This is a genomic window from Acidovorax benzenivorans (assembly GCF_028680575.1).
In the GTDB taxonomy this organism is placed as follows: Bacteria; Pseudomonadota; Gammaproteobacteria; order Burkholderiales; family Burkholderiaceae_C; genus Acidovorax; species Acidovorax benzenivorans.
On sequence record NZ_JAPCKI010000007.1, the window covers coordinates 115,008 to 131,050 of the forward strand.

At 66.4% G+C, this 16,043-nt stretch carries 16 protein-coding genes; 8 read left to right on the plus strand and 8 right to left on the minus strand.

Annotated elements, in window-relative coordinates:
- Window positions 1-72 precede the first annotated feature (72 nt).
- The 4 genes from tgt (at window position 73) to OIN59_RS14270 (ending at window position 3,906) form a co-directional block, all read left to right on the plus strand.
- The gene (gene tgt / locus OIN59_RS14255) at window positions 73-1,245 is read left to right on the plus strand and encodes a tRNA guanosine(34) transglycosylase Tgt (protein WP_274111670.1); all 1,173 of its coding nucleotides are present in this window, start codon (window positions 73-75) and stop codon (window positions 1,243-1,245) included.
- A gap of 252 nt (window positions 1,246-1,497) precedes the next feature.
- Window positions 1,498-1,836 (plus strand): hypothetical protein, encoded by a 339-nt coding sequence (locus OIN59_RS14260; RefSeq protein WP_274111413.1) that lies wholly within the window; start codon window positions 1,498-1,500, stop codon window positions 1,834-1,836.
- 41 nt (window positions 1,837-1,877) lie between these two features.
- A complete protein-coding gene (locus OIN59_RS14265; RefSeq protein ID WP_274111414.1) occupies window positions 1,878-2,456 on the plus strand; it encodes a PAS and helix-turn-helix domain-containing protein in 579 nt (192 codons plus the stop codon).
- A gap of 40 nt (window positions 2,457-2,496) precedes the next feature.
- Window positions 2,497-3,906, plus strand: coding sequence for a GGDEF domain-containing protein (locus tag OIN59_RS14270; protein WP_274111415.1), 1,410 nt, complete (start codon window positions 2,497-2,499; stop codon window positions 3,904-3,906).
- Between the two features lie 33 nt (window positions 3,907-3,939).
- On the opposite strand, the gene OIN59_RS14275 is transcribed toward OIN59_RS14270, so the two are convergent.
- The 4 genes from OIN59_RS14275 to OIN59_RS14290 form a co-directional block, all read right to left on the minus strand.
- Window positions 3,940-4,992, minus strand: a complete 1,053-nt coding sequence (locus OIN59_RS14275; protein WP_274111416.1) for a zinc ribbon domain-containing protein — start codon at window positions 4,990-4,992, stop codon at window positions 3,940-3,942.
- 119 nt (window positions 4,993-5,111) lie between these two features.
- On the minus strand, window positions 5,112-5,921 hold the full coding sequence (locus tag OIN59_RS14280) for a DUF2145 domain-containing protein (protein WP_274111672.1): 810 nt from the start codon (window positions 5,919-5,921) through the stop codon (window positions 5,112-5,114).
- A gap of 212 nt (window positions 5,922-6,133) precedes the next feature.
- Window positions 6,134-6,613 (minus strand): hypothetical protein, encoded by a 480-nt coding sequence (locus OIN59_RS14285; protein WP_274111418.1) that lies wholly within the window; start codon window positions 6,611-6,613, stop codon window positions 6,134-6,136.
- Window positions 6,614-6,735: 122 nt separating this feature from the next.
- Window positions 6,736-7,224 (minus strand): YiaA/YiaB family inner membrane protein, encoded by a 489-nt coding sequence (locus OIN59_RS14290; RefSeq protein ID WP_274111420.1) that lies wholly within the window; start codon window positions 7,222-7,224, stop codon window positions 6,736-6,738.
- A 295-nt stretch (window positions 7,225-7,519) separates the two neighbouring features.
- Here OIN59_RS14290 and OIN59_RS14295 point away from each other — a divergent pair, with 295 nt between their 5' ends.
- Both OIN59_RS14295 and OIN59_RS14300 read left to right on the plus strand, forming a co-directional pair.
- Window positions 7,520-8,701: a saccharopine dehydrogenase family protein gene (locus tag OIN59_RS14295; RefSeq protein WP_274111422.1), complete on the plus strand. Its 1,182-nt coding sequence runs from the start codon at window positions 7,520-7,522 to the stop codon at window positions 8,699-8,701.
- 108 nt (window positions 8,702-8,809) lie between these two features.
- Window positions 8,810-9,712, plus strand: a complete 903-nt coding sequence (locus tag OIN59_RS14300) for an EamA family transporter (protein ID WP_456057492.1) — start codon at window positions 8,810-8,812, stop codon at window positions 9,710-9,712.
- 15 nt (window positions 9,713-9,727) lie between these two features.
- Here the strand turns inward: OIN59_RS14300 and OIN59_RS14305 are convergent, their stop codons facing one another.
- Window positions 9,728-10,243, minus strand: a complete 516-nt coding sequence (locus tag OIN59_RS14305; RefSeq protein ID WP_274111426.1) for an Lrp/AsnC family transcriptional regulator — start codon at window positions 10,241-10,243, stop codon at window positions 9,728-9,730.
- A gap of 161 nt (window positions 10,244-10,404) precedes the next feature.
- Between OIN59_RS14305 and OIN59_RS14310 the strand changes: the two genes are divergently transcribed.
- Both OIN59_RS14310 and OIN59_RS14315 read left to right on the plus strand, forming a co-directional pair.
- Window positions 10,405-11,421 (plus strand): 1-aminocyclopropane-1-carboxylate deaminase, encoded by a 1,017-nt coding sequence (locus tag OIN59_RS14310; RefSeq protein ID WP_274111428.1) that lies wholly within the window; start codon window positions 10,405-10,407, stop codon window positions 11,419-11,421.
- 123 nt (window positions 11,422-11,544) lie between these two features.
- The gene (locus OIN59_RS14315; protein WP_274111431.1) at window positions 11,545-12,543 is read left to right on the plus strand and encodes a Bug family tripartite tricarboxylate transporter substrate binding protein; all 999 of its coding nucleotides are present in this window, start codon (window positions 11,545-11,547) and stop codon (window positions 12,541-12,543) included.
- A gap of 21 nt (window positions 12,544-12,564) precedes the next feature.
- On the opposite strand, the gene OIN59_RS14320 is transcribed toward OIN59_RS14315, so the two are convergent.
- Genes OIN59_RS14320 through OIN59_RS14330 form a run of 3 tightly spaced genes read right to left on the minus strand, consistent with a single transcriptional unit; the run spans window position 12,565 to window position 16,002 of the window.
- Window positions 12,565-13,122, minus strand: a complete 558-nt coding sequence (locus OIN59_RS14320) for a hypothetical protein (protein ID WP_274111433.1) — start codon at window positions 13,120-13,122, stop codon at window positions 12,565-12,567.
- Entirely contained in the window at window positions 13,119-15,059 is a 1,941-nt protein-coding gene (locus OIN59_RS14325) for an MFS transporter (RefSeq protein ID WP_274111435.1), read from the minus strand. The genes OIN59_RS14320 and OIN59_RS14325 overlap by 4 nt, the downstream gene beginning before the upstream one ends.
- A gap of 55 nt (window positions 15,060-15,114) precedes the next feature.
- Entirely contained in the window at window positions 15,115-16,002 is an 888-nt protein-coding gene (locus tag OIN59_RS14330) for a hypothetical protein (protein ID WP_274111437.1), read from the minus strand.
- Window positions 16,003-16,043 lie beyond the last annotated feature (41 nt).

Sequence of the window (16,043 nt, forward strand, 5' to 3'; positions counted from 1 at the left end):
CGCCATCGGCCAGCGCCAGTCCAATCCCTTGCGGCAGGTCAGCCCGGCCCGTCTGGGACAATGCGCCCCATCATGCTGCAGTTCGATCTTCTTAAAACCGACCCCACCAGCCACGCACGCCGTGGCCAGCTCACGCTCAACCACGGCGTGGTGCAAACCCCCATCTTCATGCCCGTGGGCACCTATGGCACCGTCAAGGGCGTGATGCCGCGCAGCCTGCACGACATGGGCGCGCAGATCATCCTGGGCAACACCTTCCACCTGTGGATGCGCCCAGGCCTCGATGTGATGCAGAGCTTTGGCGGCCTGCACGGCTTTGAAAAATGGGACAAGCCCATCCTCACCGACTCGGGCGGCTTCCAGGTCTGGAGCCTGGGCGCCATGCGCAAGATCACCGAAGAAGGCGTGACCTTTGCCAGCCCCGTCAACGGCGACAAGCTCTTCATGTCGCCCGAGGTGAGCATGCAGATCCAGACCACGCTCAACTCTGACATCGTGATGCAGCTCGACGAGTGCACGCCGTACGAGACCAAGGGCCACCTCACCACAGAGGCCGAGGCGCGCAAATCCATGGAAATGAGCCTGCGCTGGGCCCAACGCAGCCAGGACGAGTTCCACCGCCTGAACAATCCGAACGCCCTCTTTGGCATCGTGCAGGGCGGCATGTTCAAAAACCTGCGCCAGGAGTCGCTGGAGCGCCTGGTCGAGATGGACTTCCCCGGCTACGCCGTGGGCGGCGTGAGCGTGGGCGAGCCCAAGGACGAGATGCTGGACATCATGGCCCATACGCCCCACCGCCTGCCCGCGCACAAGCCGCGCTATCTGATGGGCGTGGGCACACCTGAAGACCTGGTGCAAGGCGTGGCCGACGGTGTGGACATGTTCGACTGCGTGATGCCCACGCGCAACGCACGCAACGGCACGATGTTCACGCGCTTTGGCGACCTCAAAATCCGCAACGCCCGCCACAAGGCCGACCACAAGCCGATGGACACCAGCTGCACCTGCTACGCCTGCGCGGGCAGCTCGGGCGTGTCGTGGGACGACGGTGGGCGCGAAGGCTTCTCACGTGCCTACCTGCACCACCTGGACCGCTGCGGCGAAATGCTGGGCCCCATGCTCACCACCGTGCACAACCTGCATTACTACCTGAACCTCATGCGCGAGGTGCGCGAGTCGCTGGAGGCGGGCACCTTTGCCCAGTTCCGCGTGCAGTTCAAGACCGACCGCGCACGCGGCGTGTAAACCGCAGATGCCCTTCCCACTAGAATGCTATGTTTTGCATAGCACCCCAGGCATGATTGACTAGCGCATCGGGCCCAAATCATTCCAAAACTCCTGCGTCACCTGCTGCACTGGCCCCTGCGGGCCCTCACGGGCCTGGGCAGCGGCCTGCTGGCGCTGCTGATCCTGTTCGAGGAATGGGGCTGGGAGCCACTGCAACGCCTGCTAGCCCGCATCGGCCGCTGGCCGGGGCTGCGCTGGATCGAGGGCAGGGTGCGCGCCCTGTCGCCCTGGGCTGCGGTGGCGCTGTTTGCGCTGCCCACGGCCATGCTGCTGCCCATCAAGCTGCTGGCGTTGTGGGCCATAGGGCACGGGCATGTGGTGCTGGGCATGCTGGTGATCGTGCTGGCCAAGGTGGTGGGCACGGCGGTGGTGGCGCGGCTGTTCACCCTCACGCAGCCCGCGCTGATGCAATTGCGCTGGTTTGCCTGGACCCACGCGCACTGGATGCAGCTCAAGCACGCTGTGCTGGAGCGTGCCCGCGCATCGTGGGCCTGGCGCGTGGCACGCGTGATCCGAAGGCAGTGGCGGCTGCGCTGGCGCAAGCGCTGATCGACCAGGTTGCTCCGGCGGACTGCTGCAAAATCCGCCCCATGACCACCGTCCCACCCGCATCATCGGCCCCCCTGAGTGAAGCGCTGGAACTGGCCTTCAACCTGGCCCCTGTGGGCATGTGCGTGACGCGCGAGCGCCGCATCGAAATCTGCAACGACGCCTTTGCCCGCATGTTTGGCTACGAGCAGGCCGAGCTGCTGAACCAGCCGCTGGCGCCGCTGTATCCGTCACTGGACGAATTCACCCACACGGGCAACCTGGGCCTACCCGCCATGATGGACACCGGCAGCTACAGCGACGAGCGTGTCATGCGCCGCCGCGACGGCACGCTGTTCTGGTGCCATGTGGTGGGCCGCGCGCTGGACCGCGCCGACCCGTTTGCGCGCGCGGTATGGATGTTTGAGGACATCTCGCACCGCCGCGTGGTCAGCACGCCGCTGACGGTGCGCGAACGCGAGGTGGCCCAGCACATCGTCACCGGCGCCACCAGCAAGCAGATCGCACGCCACCTCCACATCAGCCACCGCACGGTAGAGGCCCACCGTGGGCGGATCATGCGCAAGCTGGGGGCCACCAGCACGGGCGAATTGGTGGCCCTGCTGCTGGGCATGCCCTGACACCGAGGACAATCGGGGCCCGCACGCCTCTGCAGCCGACATGCCGCCCACCCTGCCCCGCCTTTTTGCCACCGCCCGGACCGTGCCCCCGCCCCTGGCCTGGGCCGCCCTGGCGCTGCTGATCTTTGCAGCGTGCCTGGTGGGCATCTTTGCGCGGCCCATCGGTTTTTTGTCGGCGTTCTGGCCCGCCAACGCGCTGCTGCTGGGGCTGCTGGTGCGCTACCCGCACCTGGCCCGGCCGCCCGCCTGGGTGGCGGCGGCAGTGGGCTATGTGGCGGCCGACCTTGCTACCGGCAGCGCCTGGGGCATGGCCTTGTGGCTCAACGCCGCCAACCTGTTGGGCGCCACGGCCGGCTGGCTGGTGCTGCGGGGACTGGACGAACGCATCCTGCGGCTGCAGCGCACGGTGGCGGCGCTGTACCTGCTGGTGGCAGCGCTGGTTGCCAGTACGGTGGGCGCGCTGGCAGGCTGCGGCGCGGCACCGGTGTATTTCGACTCCCCGTGGACGGACCTGTTGTCCCTGTGGTTCAGCACCGATCTCATGAACTACATGCTCATCGTGCCCGTGGTGCTGGCCGCACCCCATGCGGCAGACCCGCCATCGTTCACGTCAGACACGCCGCTGTTCTGGCGCGTGGCGCCCGTCAGTTCGCTGGTGCTGGCCGAGGGCATCCGCACGCTCATCGGCGGGCCGGGCATGCTGGCCTTTGTGGTGCCAGGGCTGCTGTGGTGCGCGCTGAGCTACAGCGCCTTCACCTCCAGCCTGCTGTCGCTGGTGGTGTGCCTGTGGACCATGGCGGGCGTGGCCACCGGTGTGCTCAACTTCACGCCCGCCCATGCGGGCGATGTGTTCTCGCTGCGCGTGGGGGTCACGCTGCTGGCTCTGGGGCCCCTGGCCGTGGCCTGCGCCAGCGCCGCACGCGCCGAGGCTCTGCGGCGACTGGACCATGCGGTGCAGCACGACGACCTGACCGGCGTGCTGGCGCGCCGCGCACTGCTCAAGCAGGGCGACCGCCTGCTGGAGCGCTACCAGCGCGAGTCCACCGGGCTGGCGGTGATGATGGTGGACGTGGACCATTTCAAGCAGGTCAATGACCAGCACGGGCATGGCGCGGGCGACCGGCTGCTGGTCAGCATTGCCCAGACCATGGCGCACGCGCTGCGTGCCCAAGACGCCCTGGGCCGCATGGGGGGCGAAGAATTTGCCGCCGTGCTGCCCGGCGTGTCACCCACCGAGGCCCACGCCATTGCCGAGCGCGTGCGCAGCGCCGTGGAGCGCCAGACGCTGGACGCGGTGCACGGCGGACCTCAACGCGCCACCGTCAGCATCGGCCTGGTGCACAGCGCCACCATGGGCTCGGACGCCGACATGGACACTCTGCTGCTAGCGGCCGACGCGGCGCTGTACCGCGCAAAGGCTGAGGGCCACAACCGGGTGATGGTGGGATAGGGCGAGCACCCTCTGGGCCGCTGCGCGGCCCCCTCACTCCTGCGCCAGTTTCACCCCCGCCCCGGTGCCGCAGGCATGGCAGAACCGCGCAAACGCACTCTTGCGGGTGCTGCAATGGCCACAGTGGTCGAACAGGCCGATGCCGCAGTGCGGGCAAAAGTCGATCTTCTCGTTCTTCAGGTCCACCGGCCGCTCACAGCCGGGGCACACACTTTTGGCCAGGCGGGCCAGGGCCACGTCGTAACTCAGTTCCTTGCGGCGCTCCTGGTCGGGCAAAGCCTCGGCCAGCTTCTGGCGCTCCAGGTAGCGGTTGAGGGCCTGGATGGCGTAGCGCCCCACCACGGCTGTCAGGGCAATGCCCACCACGTAGCGCACGTAGCCGCCGTAGCTGGGCAGGTAGGGCACCAGCTCCACAAAAAACGCAAACAGCGCAAAGAAGATGAAGCCCCACACAAACGGCCAGTAGGTGCTCTTGCGCTTCTTGACGAACAGCCAGCCCGCCGCAGCCAGCAGCGGCAGCGTGAGGGCCAGGCGGTACAGGAACACGCGCAGCTCGACCTTGCGGCGCTCGTCCGCGAGCTTCACGTAGCCGTCGGACTCCATCTGATTGAGCTGCTCCTGGCGGGCGGCCGCCGCCTGGCGGGCATCGAGTGCGGCCTGCTGCTGCGTCTCCACCGCCTGCTGGGCCTTGCGCTCCACCAGCTTGAGGGCGTCGAGCGCCTGGGTGCGCGCGATCACCTCCGGGTCCTGGTCGGCGCGCTGCGTGGCACTGCGCGTGGACAGCCAGTTGTTGAAGCTCTCCCTCTCGGCCTGCACCTCGCTGCGCACCTTGCTGCGCTGCAGCTGGGCTTGCTCCAGCGCGGTCTGCGCGTCCTGTTCGGCCTGGCGCGCCGTTTTGACCTCGGCACGCAGCTTGTCGGCTGCGGCCTTGTCCAGAAAGTCGTCCACCCGCAGCGGGGTCTCGACCTTGGGCAGATCGCCCACGATGGTGCCGCCCAGCCCGATGAGGAAGCTGGCAAACACCAGCGCCACCAGCCACAGGCCACGGCGGAACCATTTTTCGGACAGTCTCAGGGACTTGCTCATGCTCTTCTCCTCGTTGGCGTCGGGCGCCGGGGTTGAGTGCGCCATGGAGCGCACCACAAAATGCTCTTATTTTTATAGCTATCAGCGCTTATATTCATTGCACCTGCTGGCATTTTGATTCAATTTTTGATCATCAGCACCACGGGTGTGGCTGCCAGCTGGGTGCGCTGCATCCAGGCCAACACCGAATCGACGGTCACGGTCTCGATGCGGTCCGAAAACCGTTTTTCATTCGGATGGTCGTCAAACGCGATGTTGGCCGACCCCACCCGTCCGCCCATGCGCGTGAGCGGGCCCAGCCTGAGCGTGGTGGGCTCGTAGCCCTTGAATTGCAGCCAGGCCTGCGCCTGATCACGCGAGCGCACGGTGGCGGGCTCCATGGCCAGGGCCAGGGTCTCCAGCGCCCACTGGTTGGACTGCTGATACTTGCGCCCCCACGCGTAGCTGACCATGCTGTAGGGCTGGTGCTGCAGCGCCTTGGTGCGGCCCTTGTCCTGCAGCACGGCCAGCAGGCGCTGCTGCACCTCGGGCGTGGGCACGGCGTACACAGCCTCGTAGCGCCACAGGTCGTCCAGAAAGAACTCGCCCAGGCCCTGGCGGTACAGATGCCCCACCGCCGTGCCACATTCGTTGAGCTTGTGCGCCACGCGCCACGGGCCCTCGGCCGTCTTGTAGGCCCAGCCCATGTGCGAATAACGCAGGCCGTATTTGCTCAGATCTTGCCCCGCGCGCGCCAGGGCCACCACCTGCGCGCCCGACTTGGCGTGCTCGGCGTCGAGCGCGGACGAGGTCTGCTCGGCCAGCTTCATGCCACGCTCAATCACCTGCGGGGGCACGGGCTTGCGCGATTCGCACGAGCGGCCCGCCTGGGCAGGGACGGTTGCCGTAATCGAGACAACAGCTGTCAGTACCGCGAGCCCATGGCCCATGAAACTGGCGCGACCAAAGCGAGGGATGCCGAGCAAGGGCCGCCCCGCAGTGAGGGCATCGTCCCCCTTCCCGTAGCGCGCAGCGCGTAGAGAGAAGGGGCTGAAGGCAGCGGCTCCAAGCCTGCCTGCGCAGGCTTGGACGGCCTGAAGAGCTGCCGCCTGCGGCGGCCAGCACCGAGCGATATTGCGGCTCAGGGGGTTGTATTTCATATTCACAGGCGCTCGTTGTGCAGCAAGGCGCGGCCGATGGCGTTGGGCACAAAGGCAATGGCCTCACCGGCCGCCGACAAGATCACGCCCGTGCCGATCACGCTGCAGGTCACCACGGTGCCCACCGCGTAGGCCGAGCCCGCCACACCACGGCCGACCACCTCCACACTGACCTGCGCACAGTCCGAGGCACGCTCCAGCAAATACACCGTGCCTACGGCAGAGGCTTCGACTGCCCGCACCGTCAGCACCGCGCCGCCCACCGACAACGCGGCCGGCACCGTTACCACTGCACCTGCGGCGGCCGATGCCACCGAGGCCGTGCCCACCACCGAGGCCACGGGCAAGAGCGACAGCGCGGCAGACACCTCACTCTGGGCATGGGCCGGTGCAGCCACCAGGGCGGCACACACAACGCCAGCCGCCAGCAGGGCGCGGGGCAGGCGGGCAGCGCCCCACGAAGAAAACATGGCATTCATCATCACTCACTCCTCAAGGTACGGCCCGCCCACACCCCAGGTGCGGGACAGACCGGGTCGAACGACCAGAAAGAAAATTCGTCCAAACGGGCGGCAGGTTGCCGCCCTGCGCACACCGGGTGCGATCAGTTCGCGCTGCTGTTCTGGGCAGCGGCCTGAGCGGCTTCGCGGCGGCCTTGCAGGCGGGCTTCGAGCAGGTCGGCCTCGTGGCGGTCGCGCAGCATCTTGGCCAGCGTGAAGGCGGTGGTGATCAGGTACAGCCAGCTCACGCCCAGAAACGCCTTGTAGGTCACGTTGACGTCCATGGTCATCAGGCCCCATCCGGTCAGGCCCATGGCCACCGCAAAGCCGCCCCACACCACCAGCTTCCACATGGGGGTGTCACCACCGCCACGGCGCGAAGCGCTTTCGTTGTCCCGCACAAACTTGGCCAGCACAAACGCGGCCGAGAGGCAGAACACGTAGCCCATCACCATGAAGGCCTGCTCCAGTTGCTCGCCAGGCAGCCAGGCCAGGCCCACGGCACACAGAAAAACCGCGATGCCGAACGAGACCCACACCTGCAGCTGCCAGGCCTTGGTGTCACGCTGAACAACGATGGGAGAAGAAGACATTGCTGTGGTGCCCCGAGGGGCGTTGGTTGAACACGGAACGAATGGTGCCCAGACGTAACTTGCGTGTCTGCATTGAACCGTAACAGTGGCCACCCACAGGCCATCCGGTATCGTTTTTCGGTACTTTTTCTCAACAAACCCGCTAAAAGCCGTTGTTTCGGCCCTACGCCACCCCAACCGTGCACCTGCGCGACAGAGGCAGCAGGCACGGCCAAAGAGAATGGCGGCCACCCCGAGCGCGGCAATGCCAGCCTGCTACGCGCACTTGCCCTTTTGATGGACGGAGACCCACACCATGACCAAACCCTTTGACCTCGTCGTCCACGGCGCCACCGGCTTCACCGGCCGCCTGGTGGTCGAATACCTGCTCCAGCGCTACCCCGCCGGCAGCGGCCTGCGCTGGGCCATGGGCGGGCGCAATGCCGACAAGCTGGCAGCAATCCGCGACGAGCTGGGCGCCCCGGCCGACACCCCGCTGGTCGTCACCGACACCAGCAACCCCGCCAGCCTGCTGGCACTGATGGACGCCACACGCCTGGTGCTGACCACCGTGGGCCCCTACCAGCTGTATGGCAACGAGCTGGTGGCCGCCTGCGCTAAGGCCGGTGTGGACTATGTGGACCTGTGTGGCGAGCCCGCCTGGATGCGCCAGATGATCGACGCGCACGAAGCTGCGGCCAAGGCCAGCGGCGCGCGCATCGTGTTCTCGTGCGGGTTTGACTCCATCCCGTTCGATCTGGGCGTGTTCCTGCTGCAAAAGGAGTTTGCCCAGCGCTTTGGCCACGCAGCCCCCAGCGTGCGCGGCCGAGTGCGCAAGATGAAGGGCACGTTCTCGGGTGGCACCGCCGCCAGCCTGAAGGCCACCATGGCCGCTGCAGCCACCAACCCTGCGGTGCTGGACCTGCTGAAAAACCCGTTCTCGCTCACGCCCGGTTTTGAAGGCCCGCGCCAGCCCTCTGGTCACAAGCCCATGGTGGACGAAGCCCTGGGCGACGGTGTCTGGGTCGCCCCATTCGTGATGGCGGCCATCAACACGCGCAATGTGCACCGCTCCAACTTCCTGCTGCAGCACGCCTACGGCGCCGACTTTGTGTACGACGAAATGCTCATTACCGGCCCCGGCGAAAAGGGCGAAGCCATGGCCAATGCCGTGGCGAGCGACAAGTCACTGGGCTCGGACAAAGGCCCCAAGCCCGGCGAAGGCCCTTCGCGCGAGGAACGCGAGAACGGCTTTTACGATGTGCTGTTTTTGGGCACCGACGCCGCAGGCAACACCTTGCGCGTGGGCGTAAAGGGCGACCGCGACCCTGGCTACGGCTCCACCTCCAAAATGATCACCGAGGCTGCGGTGTGCCTGCTGCAGGACGCCACCGAAACTCCCGGCGGTATCTGGACCACGGCGCCCGCGCTGGGTGACAAGCTGATCGCGCGCCTGCAAGCGAATGCCGGGCTGAGCTTCGCGGTCGAGCCGACGTAACGCCCCGGAATTTCTCCACGGTTTGGTCTGTTTTCGCACCCCCCTGGTCCTGAAACGTCCGGCCATCGCCCCACTCCATCCCCGAGAATGCGGGGCATGAACACTGCCCTGCGCCCCCGCGACCTTGCCCTGGCCCTGCTCGTCATCGTGGTCTGGGGCCTCAATTTCGCCGTCATCAAGGTGGGCGTGGCCGACATCCCGCCGATGCTGCTGGGCGCGCTGCGCTACCTGTTGGCGGCGTTTCCGGCGCTGCTGTTCGTCAAGCCGCCCAAGGTGCCCCTCAAGCTGTACCTGCTGTACGGCATGACCATGGCGGTGGGCCAGTTTGCGCTGCTGTTCACCGCCATCCACATCGGCATGCCTTCGGGCCTGGCCTCGCTGGTGCTGCAGTCGCAGTCGTTCTTCACCCTGCTGCTGGCGGCCTGGTGGCTGCGCGAGAAATGGCAGGGCAACCAGGTGGCGGGCCTGGCGCTGGCCGGCTGCGGGCTGGTGCTGATCGGCAGCGCCCATGGAGCCTCCATGCCGCTGGCAGGCTTTGCGCTGACCGTGGCAGCGGCGGCCATGTGGGGCTGCGGCAACATCGTCACCCGTGCCGTGGGGAGGTATGGGCCGATGAACCAGTTTGCCTTCATCGTTTGGTCCAGCGTGGTGGCGCCGCTGCCGTTTGTGGCGCTGTCTTTGTTGTTGGACGGGCCCGCCACGGTGTGGGCAGCCGTGCAGCACCTGTCGCTCCAATCCATGGCCGCCGTGGCCTACATCGCGTGGATTTCGACCCTGCTGGGCTTCGGGCTGTGGACCTACCTCATGTCACGCTACCCCGTGAACCGCGTGGCGCCCTTCACTTTGCTGGTGCCTGTGGTGGGCCTGACCACGGGCTGGTGGGCGTTTGGCGAGCAGTTGCTGCCCGTGCACTTTGCGGGCGCCGGGCTGCTGATGGCGGGCCTGGTGGTCAATGTGTTTGGCGGCCCGGCCTGGGCAGCCGTGATGGGTCGGCTGCGCGGGGCTCAGTGAAAGGCTGGCGGTGCGCTACACCGCCAGCGGCAACTCGGTGGTCGATAGCACGTTGCGCAACACCATGAACGAGCGCACCTGCCGCACGCCCGGCAGGTAGAGCAGCTGCTCGGCATGCAGGCGGTTGAAACTATCGTTGTCGCGCGTGCGCACCAGCATGAAGTAGTCGAACTCGCCGGTGACCACATGGCATTCCATGCAGCCGGATACCTTGGCAGCCGCCTTTTCAAATTCGGCAAACGATTCGGGCGTGGAGCGGTCCAGCACCACGCCAATCATCACCAGCATGCCCGCACCCACGGCCTGGGGGTTGAGCAGCGCCACCACTTTGTCGATGAGCCCCAGGCGCTTGAGGCGCTCCACCCGGCGCAGGCAGGCGGGAGGACTCAGGTGCACCTTCTCGGCCAATGCCACGTTCGACAGCGACGCGTCGCGCTGCAGCTGGCGCAAGATGGTTTTGTCGGTGCGGTCCAGCTCGGCCGAGACATCGGCTTGCGGCACATTCTTGACACGAACTTTTGTTGCGCACATCTTTTATTTAGAGAAATATTTTTGGCTTCTATTCTCTTTCATAAAACTTAAACGCTGAAATTCAGACAAATTTTGCAACCACTTGATGCGCGTGTTTTTCTACGATGAAGGCACTGCAAGCCCCGTGCTTGCGCCTTCTCTTCATCGACCGGAACACCGCCATGAACCTGCAGAAATTTGCCCGCCACCCGCTCACCTTCGGCCCCTCGCCCATCACACCGCTGCCGCGCCTGTCGGCCCATCTGGGCGGCAAGGTGCACCTGTACGCCAAGCGCGAGGACTGCAACTCGGGCCTGGCCTTTGGCGGCAACAAGACGCGCAAGCTCGAATACCTGATCCCCGAGGCCATCGCAGGCGGCTACGACACGCTGGTGTCGATTGGCGGCATCCAGTCCAACCAGACGCGTCAGGTGGCCGCCGTGGCCGCCCACCTGGGCATGAAGTGCGTGCTGGTGCAGGAGAACTGGGTCAACTACTCCGACGCGGTGTACGACCGCGTGGGCAACATCGAGATGAGCCGCATCATGGGGGCCGACGTGCGCCTGGACGCTGCGGGTTTTGACATCGGCATCCGCCCCAGCTGGGAGCAGGCCATGGAGGACGTGAAGAAGGCCGGTGGCAAGCCCTTCCCCATCCCCGCAGGCTGCTCCGAGCACCCATATGGCGGCCTGGGCTTCGTGGGCTTTGCCGAAGAGGTGCTCCAGCAGGAGAAGGAGCTGGGCTTTCAGTTTGACTACATCGTGGTCTGCTCGGTGACCGGCAGCACGCAGGCCGGCATGGTGGTGGGTTTTGCGGCCGACGGCCGGGCGCGCAAGGTGATCGGCATCGACGCCTCGGCCAAGCCTGAGAAGACGCACGCGCAGATCCTGCGCATTGCGCAGAACACCGCCAAGCTCGTCGAGCTGGGCCAGGAGTTGACCGCCGAGGACGTGGTGCTAGACACCCGCTATGGCGGCCCCGAGTACGGCCTGCCCAACGAGGGCACGCTCGAAGCCATTCGCTTGTGTGCGCGCCAGGAAGGCATGCTGACCGACCCGGTGTACGAAGGCAAGTCCATGCACGGAATGATCGACATGGTGCGCAAGGGCGAGTTCCCCGAAGGCTCGCGCGTACTGTATGCGCACCTAGGAGGGGTGCCGGCGTTGAACGCCTACAGCTTTCTTTTTCGCAACGGCTGATGCGTCCACAGAGCAGCAACGGCTGGCGCAGCTGGCCGGGCTGTCGTTGATCTGAGCGCCTGTTCGAAGGGGCCCTGGCAGCAAGGCGGGTCCTACCCGCTTCCCCGTCCCAAGGAGACTCCCATGAAGTGTTTGCAGCTTGCCAGCCGCCGTAGCGTGATCCTCGTGGCGGCAGCCGTCGCGGGGCTGGGAATCGGCCCTTTGCGGCTGGCCCATGCCGACGGATATCCCGCCAAACCGGTACAGCTTGTCGTGCCCTTCCCACCCGGGGGCGCCGTGGACATCGTGGGCCGCACCATCAGCAAGAAGCTGGGCGACCGCCTGGGCCAGCCCATCGTGGTCGAGAATAAGGCGGGCGCGGGCACCGTGGTCGGCGCGGCGTATGTGGCCAATGCACCTGCCGATGGCTACACGCTGCTGATCAGCTCCGGCTCCACCTTCACCGTAAACCCCGCGCTGAACGCCAAGCTGCCCTACGACCCCGTCAAAAGCTACGAACCCGTCGGCTTGGTCGCTCGTGTGCCCCTGATTCTGTTGGCCCACCGCGATGTGCCGGTCAACAACCTCCGGCAGCTGATCGCCGCCGTGCAGCGCACGCCCGACAAGTTCTCCTACGGCTCGTTCGGCAACGGCACCACGGGGCATTTCGCAGCCGAGCTGACCTGGTCGGCCGCGGGCATCAAGCTGATGCACGTGCCTTACCGGGGCAGCGCCCCCGCCATGGCCGACCTGATGGGCGGGCAGATCCCCTTCACCATCGACACCGTGGCGGCAGCACTGCCACAGCTCAAGGCGGGCAAGATCAAGGCCATTGCCGTCACGGGCGCCACGCGGGCCACGCAGCTGCCCGACGTGCCAACGGTGGCAGAGAGTGGCTTTCCGGGGTTCTCAGCCGATTCCTGGCTGGCCGTGGTCGCGCCGCGCGGCCTGCCCGCCGAAGCCAAGGCCAAATTGCACAAGGCACTGGCCGAGACCCTGGCGGACGCCGAAATCCGCAGCAAACTCATCGCCGCAGGGCTGGAGCCGTCTTACGCCACGGGCGATGCCGTGCTGACGCAGATCGAAGAAGAGTTACCGCGCATGCGGGCGATAGCGCAACGGGCGCAGATTCGCGCGGAGTGAGCGCTGCGCTTTTCCGGCGCCTCAGTCCCGCAACCAGGCCAGCATATGTGGATAGGGGGCTGGCCCACCGGGTTGCGCCTGCGAAGGCAGTACCGTGAGCCCAGTCGCTGCCAGCCCCGAGGCTCCCAGGTAAACACCCAGCTCGAAGGTGGTCCGCAGCCCCGCACTGCGCCCGTGGTAGCCCCCGTCATGGAATAGCACCGCAGAGTCCAGCCCCAGGTGGCACGTTGCCGCCCAGGCCCAGGCGGTGGCCTCGATCTCGCCGCCATGCGGCACGGCGGGCAGGTCCTGCAGTGCATCGTCCATCGCGGGCCGCAGAGCGGATGGCACCACCGCCAGGTGCCCCGCCTCGTGCAACAGATCGCCTGGCCAGCGCAGTCGCGCGGCATCCACCCGCAAACCACCGCGCTCAATGCGCACGCCGGGCAGAAAGCTGTCTGGCGGAACCTCTGCCTCGTGCACCTGCAAGCCGATTTCGCGCAGAAATCCCAGAATACGCTCCCGCACTGCCACGTCGGCCGGATCTGCTGCGCTGACTGCGGCCGATGGGGGCACGGTGTTGCTGTCTGCGCTGGTCATGCCTGAAGCAACTCCGCCACCTGGCTGCGCAGCAGCGCGGGCTGCACCACCTGCGGTGCCACAGGACGGCCCACGTTGAGCCCCACCCGGCTGTAGAACCCCCGGCGGAACGGCCGCACCATCGCACCACCCTGCTCAATGCGGCTGAAGTACGAGCCCCACAGATTGGTCAGCGCCATGGGAATGACGGGGGCTTCGATGCCTTCTTCGCGGGCGCGCTCGATGATCTTCATGATGCCGCCCTTGAACTCCTGCAGCTGTCCGTCCTTGGTGATGCCCCCTTCGGGGAAGATGGCCAGCAGGTCGCCTTCGCGCAACACCTGGGCGGCGCGGTCGAAAGCCGCTTCGTAGGTCTTGGGGTCTTCCTTGTACGGCGCAATGGGGATCGCCTTGGCCAGGCGGAACAGCCAGCCCAGCACGGGCACGCGGAAGATGCGGTGGTCCATCACGAAGTAGATGGGGCGCGGGCTAGCGGCCATGAGCAACACGGCATCGACAAAACTCACGTGGTTGCACGCCAGGATGGCCGCGCCGCTCGAAGGCAGGTTCTCATCGCCCTGCACCTTGAAGCGGTACACAAACCGCGACGACACCCAGGCCACAAAGCGCAGCAGGTACTCGGGCACCAGCATGAAGATGTAGAACGCCACCACCGCGTTGGCCAGGCCGGTGAACAGGAAGATCTGCGGCACCGTGAAACCCGCGCCCAGCAAAGCGCCCGCGATGAGCGAGCTGCCGATCATGAACAGCGCGTTCAGGATGTTGTTGGCCGCAATGATGCGCGCCCGGTGCGTGGGCTGGCTGCGCATCTGGATCAGCGCGTACATGGGCACGCTGTACAGGCCGGCAAACAGGCTGAGCAGCGCCAGGTCCAGCATCACACGCCAGTGGGCGCCCTGGGCCACAAAGGCGGCCAGGCCCATGATCTCGGACGGCGGCAGGCTGCGCGAGGCAAAGTACAGGTCGATGGAGAACACGCTCATGCCGATGGCGCCCAGCGGCACCAGGCCGATCTCCACATGGCGACGCGAGAGCACCTCGCACAGCAGCGAACCGATGCCGATGCCGATGGAGAACACCACCAGCAGCAGCGAGGCCACCTGCTCGTTGCCGTGCAGCACGTTCTTGGCAAGGCTGGGGAACTGACTCAGGAACACCGCGCCAAAGAACCACATCCAGCTGATACCCAGCAGCGAGCGGAACACCACGATGTTCTCGTGCGCGAGCTTGAGGTTGCGCCAGGTTTCGGTGAAGGGATTCCAGTTGATGGTGAGGCCTGGGTCAGTGGCGGGCACCGAGGGAATGAATTGCGCCACCACGCGCCCCACCAGTGCTGCCACCACACAGGCCACAGCCACGGTGGTGTGGCCGATGCCGGGCAGTGCCACCAGCAGGCCGCCCGCCACATTGCCCAGCAAGATGGCCACAAACGTGCCCATCTCGACCATGCCGTTGCCGCCCGTCAGTTCTCGCTCGTTGAGCACCTGGGGCATGTACGCAAACTTGACCGGGCCGAACAGTGTGGAGTGCACGCCCATGAAGAAGGTGCACAGCAGCAGGATGGGAATATTGCCCGCGATGAAACCCACGGCCGCCACCAGCATGATGGCGATCTCCAGGTTCTTCACGAAGCGGATCATCTTCGTCTTGTCGTACTTGTCCGTGAGCTGGCCCGACGTGGCCGAGAACAGCAAAAACGGCAGGATGAACAGCGCACCAATCACCAGCCCCGCCATGGCGGGCGGCAGCCAGTCCACACTGAGCTGGTAGGTCACCATCACCGTGAAGGCGAACTTGAAGAGGTTGTCATTGGCCGCGCCGGAAAACTGCGTCCAGAAGAACGGCGCAAACCGACGCTGGCGCAGCAGGGCAAACTGGTTCGGGTCCTCGTGCGTTGGCGCGGGGGCCACGCTTGTGGACGGGGTGTCGGGGCTCATGCGTTTCTCCTCGTTTCCGATGGGTTGGCTTGTTGGAATTTTCCGGACCTGCGCTTCATGCGCCGGATCTGCGGGCGACACCCACGGCGTGGGCGCCATTCTGCCCGGACGGCATGACCAGCGGCATCACCGCCGCGTCACTGTGGCGCAAAGCCACCAGGGGCCACAGTGCCGACAGCACCGGCCAGGCGGCGGCCGCCGCCAGCACATGCTTGAGGCTGTGGCCCGAAACCCATCCGCCCGTGGCCTCGAACACCGAGTGGTCTGCCGCCTCCAGCAGCTTGGCCAGGGCATACAGCACCACCACCACGCCCAGGTGCAGTGCCAGGCCATCGACCCGGCGCGGCAGGCATGCCAACACCAGCACCACCAGCAGGCCGCCTAGCTGCACCACGGCCCAGGGCAGCAGGTTGCCGGTGTGCGCCCACACCCACACGGCCAGCGGCCCCGCCAGCAGCACGGTGCCAGCGGCGGCCACGCCCGCCCGCGCGCTCACCCGGCTGGCAGCCGCCAGGCCCAGCAGCCCCGCAAAGGGCAGGACCATGCCCAGACGGTCCCACAGCAGGCCCGCGTCCTGCGGCTGCCAGTGGTACAGCGCCGAGCCTGCGGCGGTGCACAGCAGTCCGCCAAAAAACAAGGCGGCCAGCGCACGGGATGTGGCGTCCAGCGCGCTCGGCGCCACACTGCGCAGCGCAGACAGGCCCCATGCACCCGCCAGCACAAAGGCCAGGTTGCTCAATACATCCAGCGCGCAGGGGATGCCCCACAGCGTGCGCTGGTCGGCAAACCCGTGCTGGTGTTCGCTGGCAGGCAGGGACGGGCCGAACAGTGCCAGCGCCAACAGCGCGGCCGCGCCCACCAGCAGGCCTGTTTCGGCATACGACAGGCGCAGCGGCCTTGGCAGGCCACGAGAACGAGGGGGAATCACAGGGGAAGAAGACATCACACACACCGTAGAAAGTGAACGATGCCGCGCAGTGTGGG